Annotated in this window: 6 protein-coding genes; 4 read left to right on the top strand and 2 right to left on the bottom strand. The window is 45.5% G+C overall.

Annotated features, from left to right (window positions below):
* Positions 1-120 precede the first annotated feature (120 nt).
* Positions 121-1,596 carry a glycolate oxidase subunit GlcD gene (gene glcD, locus QUA45_RS18700; protein WP_333221809.1) on the top strand — a complete coding sequence of 492 codons (1,476 nt, stop codon included), beginning with the start codon at positions 121-123 and terminating at the stop codon, positions 1,594-1,596.
* 203 nt (positions 1,597-1,799) lie between these two features.
* On the opposite strand, the gene QUA45_RS18705 is transcribed toward glcD, so the two are convergent.
* The gene (locus QUA45_RS18705; RefSeq protein WP_333221810.1) at positions 1,800-3,692 is read right to left on the bottom strand and encodes a PAS domain S-box protein; all 1,893 of its coding nucleotides are present in this window, start codon (positions 3,690-3,692) and stop codon (positions 1,800-1,802) included.
* A 475-nt stretch (positions 3,693-4,167) separates the two neighbouring features.
* On the opposite strand from QUA45_RS18705, the gene purH reads away from it, so the two are divergent.
* Together purH and QUA45_RS18715 are read left to right on the top strand one after the other, a co-directional pair.
* Entirely contained in the window at positions 4,168-5,715 is a 1,548-nt protein-coding gene (gene purH, locus QUA45_RS18710) for a bifunctional phosphoribosylaminoimidazolecarboxamide formyltransferase/IMP cyclohydrolase (protein WP_333221811.1), read from the top strand.
* A 294-nt stretch (positions 5,716-6,009) separates the two neighbouring features.
* Positions 6,010-6,942, top strand: a complete 933-nt coding sequence (locus QUA45_RS18715) for a 2OG-Fe(II) oxygenase (protein WP_333221812.1) — start codon at positions 6,010-6,012, stop codon at positions 6,940-6,942.
* Positions 6,943-7,121: 179 nt separating this feature from the next.
* On the opposite strand, the gene QUA45_RS18720 is transcribed toward QUA45_RS18715, so the two are convergent.
* A complete protein-coding gene (locus tag QUA45_RS18720; protein WP_333221813.1) occupies positions 7,122-8,603 on the bottom strand; it encodes an ankyrin repeat domain-containing protein in 1,482 nt (493 codons plus the stop codon).
* Positions 8,604-8,699: 96 nt separating this feature from the next.
* On the opposite strand from QUA45_RS18720, the gene QUA45_RS18725 reads away from it, so the two are divergent.
* Positions 8,700-9,170 carry a DUF4079 domain-containing protein gene (locus QUA45_RS18725; protein WP_333221814.1) on the top strand — a complete coding sequence of 157 codons (471 nt, stop codon included), beginning with the start codon at positions 8,700-8,702 and terminating at the stop codon, positions 9,168-9,170.

Raw genomic sequence — 9,170 nt, forward strand, 5'->3', positions numbered from 1 at the left:
GTCGAGAGACTGCCGATCCTGCCCTGTGTCAATATTGCAACCCTTAGAAAAATAATTAATTGCACAAAAATAGTAAAGTTTGCAACAATATTATTGAGAGTTCCCTAATTAAATTCACTAATGATAGCCGTAGAAACAGAACGCAACTGGAAACCCGTTATTAAAGAATTCGAGGCTGTAGTTGGCAAAAATGGGGTGGTGCAGCGTCGCGAAGAATTGATTGTCTACGAGTGCGACGGACTCGCCAGCTACCGCCAGCGCCCCGCCGTGGTGGTATTGCCTCGAACTACGGAGGAAGTGGCGCAAGTTGTCAAAATATGCGATCGCAACTCAATTCCCTGGGTTGCTAGAGGCGCAGGCACCGGCCTTTCCGGCGGCGCTTTGCCTGTAGAAAACTGCGTGCTGATTGTCACTGCCCTGATGCGAAAAATCCTGAAAATAGACTTAGAAAATCAGCAAGTAGTCGTGCAACCGGGAGTAATTAATAACTGGGTAACCCAAGCAGTTAGTGGCGCAGGTTTCTACTACGCGCCAGATCCTTCCAGCCAAATTGTTTGTTCGATTGGTGGCAACGTTGCCGAAAATTCTGGCGGCGTTCACTGCCTCAAATACGGAGTCACAACTAATCACGTTTTAGGATTAAAATTGGTAGTTGCGGACGGTTCAATAGTCGATGTCGGCGGCGAAGTTTCCGAAATGCCCGGTTACGATTTAACTGGTGTATTTGTCGGTTCTGAAGGCACTTTAGGAATCGCCACAGAAGTTACTCTGCGAATTCTCAAAGCGCCGGAATCGATTTGCGTTCTCCTAGCGGATTTTTCCAGTATAGAAGCAGCGGGCGAATCAGTTTCGGATATTATCAGCGCTGGCATTATTCCTGGCGGCATGGAAATCATGGACAACATCAGCATCAATGCTGTGGAAGATGTGGTGGCAACTGGATGTTATCCCCGCGATGCGGCAGCAATTTTACTTGTAGAAATCGACGGCTTAGAAGTGGAAGTTGCCACAAACAAACAGCGGATTGCCGACATTTGCAAGCATAACGGAGCACGAAATATCACCACGGCAAGCGACCCGGAAACGCGCCTAAAAATTTGGAAAGGGCGGAAAGCTGCTTTTGCGGCGGCGGGCCATCTCAGCCCGGATTATTACGTGCAAGATGGCGTAATTCCGCGAACGCAAATGGCTTATGTTTTGAAAGAAATTGAGGGTTTGAGCGAGAAATACGGTTATCGAATTGCCAATGTATTTCATGCGGGAGACGGGAATTTACACCCGCTAATTTTGTACGATAACTCGGTAAAAGGTGCGCTGGAAAAGGTGGAAGAATTGGGCGGGGAAATTCTCAGGCTTTGCGTGAAAGTTGGGGGAAGTCTTTCGGGCGAACACGGCATCGGCGCTGACAAGAAGTGTTTTATGCCCGATATGTTTTCGGAGGTAGATTTGGAGACGATGCAGTGGGTACGTCAGGTGTTTAATCCGAAAGGTTTGGCGAATCCTGGGAAGATGTTTCCGACGCCGAAGACTTGCGGCGAAGCGGCGAAGGCTAAGGTTGAAACTTTTAAGAAGTTGGAGGGTGCAGAGGTTTTTTAATTCCCTATTTATGGGGTAAGGTGAGCCGAAAAGCACGTGACAATTTTCTCTACAATGGGGATGCAAAGCCTCTAAGTATGCCTTTCCAGCTAGATTCGGGTAACGAGAAAAAACTATTTTTCTCGTTTTTTAGGAGTGCGATCTTCCCGATCGCTTGTTGGCTTATATATGAAGTTGGTAAGGTGCAGATTGCACATTCCACCCTAATGTGCAATTGGAATTCTGATAGTAAATTCCGTGCCCTTGCCCAATTCCGAAGTACAATGTAATTCGCCTTTGTGTCTTTCTACAATAATTTGGTAGCTAATTGACAAACCCATTCCCGTGCCTTTACCAATAGGTTTGGTAGTAAAAAATGTATCGAATATGCGCTGCTTGACTTCCTCAGTGATTCCCGGCCCGTTGTCGGCAATTTTGATTGCTACAAAATTGCCGACTACTTCCGTGCACATCCTAATCTGGCTGGGATTTTCTGCCATTTCTTGACTGCTTCGCCTCTTGTTCGCATCCTCTAAGGCATCGATCGCATTGCTGAGAATATTCATAAAAACTTGATTTATTGGCCCGGCAAAACACTGAACAGCCGGCAAGTCTCCGTATTGTTTTACAATTTTAATGGGGGGCTTTTCGCCGTTTCCTTTCAAACGGTGATTTAGAATGAGCAGCGTGCTGTCAATACCTTCGTGGAGGTTTACGGGTTTCATCTGCGAATCGTCGTGTCGCGAAAAGTTCCGCAGCGACTGAACTATCTGGCAAATGCGATCGACACCAACGCTCATTGAAGACAGTATTTTAGGTAAATCTTCAGCTAAAAAATCAAGTTCCTTCTCTTTTCTTTCCTGTTGAATTTCGGCGACTGGATTAGGATAGTGCTGTTGGTAAAGTTCGAGGTGGTGAAACAAGTCTTGAGTATAATTTGTGAGATGAGCGAGATTGCCGTAAATGAAGCTGACTGGGTTATTAATTTCGTGAGCTACGCCAGCCAGTAGCAATCCCAAACTAGACATTTTTTCGCTTTGAACTAATTGGGAATTAGTGGCTTTGAGTTCGTTAAGTGTGGTGGCTAGTTGAGCGGCTTGTTCTCTGCTTTGTGCTTCAGAATTATGCAAGGCTTCTTCGGCTTGTTTCCGCTGAGTGATGTCTCTCTGTACACCAATAAAATGAGTTAATTTGCCCATTCGATCGCGCACAGGAGATATTGAGAAACAATTCCAGAACGCGGTTCCATCTTTGCGGTAATTCTTTAATATTACCTTGCACTCGCTTTCTGTTTGCAAGGCTTGGCGAATTATTTCTACTGCCGCCGGATCGGTATCGCTTCCGTGCAAAAATCGGCCGTTTTTTCCAATAATTTCCTGCCGCCGATAACCTGTCATGCTTTCAAATGCGGGATTGCAATAAATAATTGGATTTTCGGGGTCAGTGGCGTCAGAAATCGTAACTCCAGTGCTAGTAGCTGCTATAGCTCGATCGTACAACCAAAGCATTTCTTCTGCGCGTTTGCGATCGGTAATGTCCCGTAGCGTAGCTAAATAAGCCATTTCTCCATCCCATTCCGTTTCCACCACCCGCATTTCTACTACAGCATTTGCTTTTTGCTTGCGAATAGCTTCAACTTCTGTTTGCACGACGCGAGTTCCTGGTGCTTCTGTTTTTCCAACTTGGGGAATAATATCCGTCGCCATCTCAAGGTCGCAAGCTGAAACTTCTACTACTAAATTGCCAAAAAATGCTTGACCTAAAAGTTCATCTGCCGTGCAGTTAAACAGCGCTTCTGCTGACTGGTTGGCAAAACATACAAGTCCTCGCTTGTTAACGATTGCGATGCCGTCAGCATTTTTTTCGATCACATTCCGAAACCGAGATTCGCTAGCTTTCAAATCCTGCTGTAGCTGTTCCATTGCTCGCTCCATCTGCTGCAATTCGCACAGGCTAAGACTATAAGCTTCGGAAATATTTGCCTCGGTCGAATTCTCTGCTCTTGTTTTGGGCATCTGTTGGTAGCCTGTTCTATTGGTCAGATTAGGAGCTGTTTTTTTATGCTTCCTGCTAATATTACTGAGCTTATTTTCTGGATCGGCTTCTTGAAAAAACATATTTCTACCCTACTCAATTATTTTTTACATTAAGGTATTGCGATCGCCCTATTTTCCGGGAAATTTAGGGAGGGAGCAATTTACACCCGATGCTAGCACATTACTTTTAGAATTCATCATAAAACATCGTTAAAATTCAAGAGCGATCGCCATAGATTTATCTATTAAGTTTTATTAAGTAATTTCAACAACATTGACACTTACGTAGCGACACGAACTGTGCAAGCTGGATATGGCTTCAATCCCCCTCGCACTCACAAAATAACCAGTTCCACGCGCAAGTTCTACATATTTAGAAGCCACTGGTTAGTATAAATTATTATATAATTTTGACAAAAAATATGGTTAAAAATAAGCGAACTCATCTTTATTTCATTAAAAATAATCATAATTAGCAATTACCAAATCATCTCCCTGCAGGCAGATGTGATATAGAATATAACCTATCTATTTTTGCGATCGCAACTTCAAACCAATGGCACGTCTAGCACTTCTGAGCACATCCAATAAAAGCGGACTAATCGACTTAGCGCGCAGTCTAGTAGAAGAATTTGAATTTGACATAATTAGTAGTGGCGGGACAGCAACTGCACTCAAAGAAGCAGGCATCCCCGTGACCAAAGTTGCGGAATATACTGGTTCTCCCGAAATTTTGGGAGGGCGAGTCAAAACACTTCACCCGCGAATCCACGGGGGCATTTTAGCACGCCGCGATGTACCGGAAGACCTCGCAGATTTAACAGCAAATCACATTCGGGCGATCGATCTAGTTGTAGTGAATCTGTATCCATTTGAAGAGACAATTTCTAAACCAGGAGTTACTCTAGCCGACGCAATTGAGCAGATAGATATCGGCGGGCCGGCAATGTTGAGAGCTTCCGCCAAAAACCACGCTCATTTGACAGTTTTGTGCGATCCAGAACAGTACAATACTTATTTAAAAGAGCTGCGGGAAAATGGTGGCGAAGCATCCTTAGAGTTTCGGCAAAGATGTGCGCTAGAAACCTTTAAACATACAGCAAACTACGATCGCGCGATCGCAACTTATCTCAGCAGCAGCCAATCCGCTGAAGAATCTTCGCTACCAAAGCAGTTTAATTTATCAGGAAAAGAGTTGCAAACTCTCCGCTACGGCGAAAATCCCCATCAAGCCGCCACCTGGTATCAAAGCGGAAGTACACCGACAGGCTGGACGACTAGCAGCATCCTGCAAGGCAAAGAATTAAGCTACAATAATTTAGTAGATTTAGAAGCAGCAAGGCGGCTGATCGTAGAATTCCCCGACACACCAGCCGCCGCTATTCTGAAGCATACAAATCCTTGCGGTACTGCCTTGGGAACAACTATTTCGGAAGCTTATCAAAAAGCATTCGACACCGATTCAGTCTCAGCTTTCGGCGGCATTGTCGCCCTCAATCGCCCCATTGATGCTGCTACCGCAACGGCGTTAACTCAAACCTTTTTAGAATGTATTGTCGCGCCGGGGTGCAAACCAGAGGCTGAAGAAATTATCAAGAAAAAGGCGAAAGTTCGAGTGTTAATTTTGCCGGACTTGACTCAAGGGCCCCCACAAACTGTTAAAGTTATTGCAGGCGGTTTGCTGGTACAAGACTCAGATAATATAGTAGAAGAAACTAGCAAATGGCGGGTTGTTACTGAGAAACAGCCGACGGCGGGAGAGTGGGAAGAATTGCTCTTTGCTTGGAAAGTAGCGAAACACGTTAAATCAAATGCGATCGTTGTGACGCGCGATCGCACTACAATCGGTGTCGGCGCCGGACAAATGAATCGCGTCGGCTCAGTTAAACTAGCATTAGAACAAGCAGGAGACAAGAGCAAAGGAGCGATTTTGGCCAGTGACGGTTTCTTCCCCTTCGACGATTCAGTCAAAACTGCGGCTGAGGCGGGCATAATTGCGATCGTCCAACCAGGCGGAAGTATGCGCGATCGAGATTCCATCGAAGCAGCCAACCAACTCGGAATCACAATGGTTTTCACTGATATTCGCCACTTCTTGCATTAGGAATAATACCTAAAGCAATTCTCACTTGTGTATTTTATTGGAGGGATACAATAGTGTTTATTGGTCTTAACTTACGTCGGAAATTCTTTGCATCTCTGGTTTTACTCTAAGTCTCGATCCCCCTAAATCCCCCTTCCGGGGGACTTTGAGAAAACCCCTGTCCCCCTTCTTAATGGGAATTTAGAGACTCTTGTCCCCCCCTTTTTTAAGGGGGTTAGGGGGGATCTGGAAGGCTATGACACCAATCAACACTGTTATGTCATACCAAATTCCCAGTTGCGTCCTTCAAAAATTATGACTTACACTCAACCGCAAATTAAACCTCAAGATATAAAAGTCAAAATCCTCCTCACTGGCGGACATCAGTGTACCGTTACGCTCAAATCAGATACACCATTATTGCACAGCCTGATCAAAACATTAGTCGATCGCACTCAACAAACACCCGGTTTTTCCACCTTATTTCAAATCCCTATAGACGGAGGTCGTTCCGCCCTTTCTTTTCCCGGCGAAAACCTAGTCGGATTAGTCACAGAACCCCCAATTTACTTGCAGGAACTGCAACCGCAGCAGCTTGCAACTCCCGTAGAAATTCCCGCCGCAGAAATTCCCACCCCTGCACCGCCTGTCAATGACGAGTTAATATCTCGCTACGCCCAAATAGACAACTTTTTGACCCCTGCAGAAAAGAATAAACTCATCAAATATGTCTTAGCAAAAGAATCAGAATTTGTGAGTACCAGCACCTCAACCAATGCCGAAGATTACCGCCGTTCGATGGTACTCCACTCGTTCCCGGATTTTTCGGAACTGATGGTTAATCGCATCAAAGCAATTCTCCCCGACGTGCTGAAAAGTTTAAATATTCCGTCATTTCCCCTGGGTGAGATAGAAGCTCAGCTAACCATGCACAATGACAACAACTTTTATAAACTTCACAACGACAGTGGCTCGCCAGATACCGCCAGCCGATTTTTTACTTACGTTTACTATTTCTATCGAGAACCCAAGGGTTTTTCAGGTGGCGAGTTGCAGATTTATGACAGCAAAATCGAAAACAATTTTTATGTTGCGGACAAGACATTCAGAACCGTTGAGCCTCGCAATAACAGCATCGTATTTTTTCTAAGTCGCTATATGCACGAAGTTTTGCGAGTTAGCTGTCCCTCAAAAGCTTTTGCTGATAGCCGCTTTACTATTAACGGCTGGGTACGCAAAGCAAATTGAGGTTAATTCATAGTCCTGGATGCAATAATCACCTAATTTTGTCATTCTGAGTAAGGCGAAGAATCTCAATTATTGCCGCCACACTCTTACAGTGCGTAAGTTCCGATATGTGAGCTTCTTCACTTACCAAAGCCTACCCTCAGAATGACAGAATTACCTTACTCAAAACTATTTAACTCTTACTCCAGTGCTCCAGCACTTTTGAGCAATTTCACCACACTAGAATAACCCTTAAACTCAGCCAGCATTAAAGCTGTATAATTTCCCGGATTTTTGTGGTTTAGTTCTGCACCAGCATCAATTAAAATCTTTACTGCATCAGCATAACCCCGATGTGCTGCCCACATTAAAGCGGTTGCGCCCGAATCATCCAGCAAGTTGACATCCGCACCTTTTTCGACTAATAATTGAACGATCGCCACATAACCTCGATCGCACGCCTTCATTAAAGCCGTTTTCCCCAAATCCGCCGGGATATTCGGATCAGCACCGCCGTCAAGCAAAGCCTTCACCGTGTCGGTATGTCCGTGAAACGCAGCCAGCGTCAAAGCCGTCTCCCCAAAGTTTTTTGCATTCAGGAAATCAGCCCGATTTGAGTTTACTTTTTGCAGCAAAGCCGATACGATCGCACTATGACCGTGAACAGCCGCTACCAGTAAAGGCGTATCGCCCAACCGATTTCTAGCACCGACACTTGCACCTCGGTTTAATAGCAATTCCACCACATCTTCGCAGCCTTCAACCACCGCAAAATTCAAAGCAGTTTCATCATCTTTATCCTTAGCGTTGATATCCGCGCCAGCATCGAGTAAGATATGGGCGATCGGCGCATTTCCTCCAGCAGCCGCGGCCATCAAAGCCGTGCCCCCATCTCCATTTTTCACATTCGCATTAGCACCCGCACCAAGCAAAGTTTGCACCACATCAGTATTGCCGGAATCCGCAGCCCAAGTTAAAGCAGTTTCGCCGTTTTTGTCGGGAATTTCGACATCAGCACCAGCAGCCAACAGCGCTTCGACAACAGCCAAATTTCCCGCCGTCGCAGCCAGCATCAAAGCAGTTTTGCTCTCTAGATTTTTAACATTAGCATCCGCCCCACAATTGAGCAAACTTCGCACAATTTCAGCGCTTCCTTGACGGACAGCTAAAAACAGCATAGAATTTTCAGCAACAGCACCCGCATCCACCAAAGCTTTAACAACAGCTTGATGACCGGATAAAGCAGCCATTTTCAAAGCTGAATCTCCATCTTTATCACGCACATTTACATCAGCATTAGCATCAAGTAACATCCGCACAACATTGATATCACCCTTCAGAGAAGCCGCCATCAAAGCTGTACTTCCATCATCATTTTTAGCATTAACATCAGCACCCGCCGCCAGCAACAGCCGCACAGAGTCAGCCTGTTTGTGAGCCGCCGCCAGCATCAAAGCCGTTAGCCCAAAACGCCTGCTCACCTGGTTGACATTAGCGTCCTTGTTTAGTAGAGTACGCACGATTTCTGTATAGCCCTTTTGGGCAGCAAACATCAAAGCCGTCGTCCCCTCAGAGTCTTTGGCGTTAGCGTCAACTCCCTTAGCGAGTAAAGCTTGGACGTGAATAATGTTGCCAGTCTTGGCGGCTTGAATCAATACAGCGTCTTGTTTAGTGGCAGGCATAATAGTCTCTCATCCCGTATATTTTTACCGTCGCACGAGACGGCCTGACTGGTATGCTAAGTTTTATGAAGTATGTTTGCTAATCCTCAGAACACTATGAATCTCGAAATTCCTCAGTCAGTGAAAGTTTGGAGCCAATTCTTCCACCCAGTTTTAATGTGGGTATTGCTAGCAATCTCATTGTATGCTTTGTATCTCGGCCTGCAAATCCGCCGTACCAGAAGCGCCGAAGGCGAAGTCAAAAAAGAGTTAATTAAGGGAAAATTCAACATCAAGCACCACCAGATGGGTTCTTTGCTGCTAGCGTTGATGGTAACGGGTGCAGTGGGCGGAATGGCTGTCACCTACATCAATAACGGCAAACTATTTGTCGGCCCGCACTTACTAGCAGGGTTGGGAATGACGGCAATAATTGCGATCGCAGCCTCGCTGACTCCTTTGATGCAAAAAGGCAATGATTTGGCGAGAAACACTCACATCTTTCTGAATGTTGTGCTCTTGGGGCTGTTTGGCTGGCAAGCGGTAACAGGCGTGGAAATCCTGCAAAGAATTATCAGCAAAATGTGA

The organism is Microcoleus sp. Pol12A5 (assembly GCF_036701435.1).
GTDB lineage: Bacteria > Cyanobacteriota > Cyanobacteriia > Cyanobacteriales > Microcoleaceae > Microcoleus.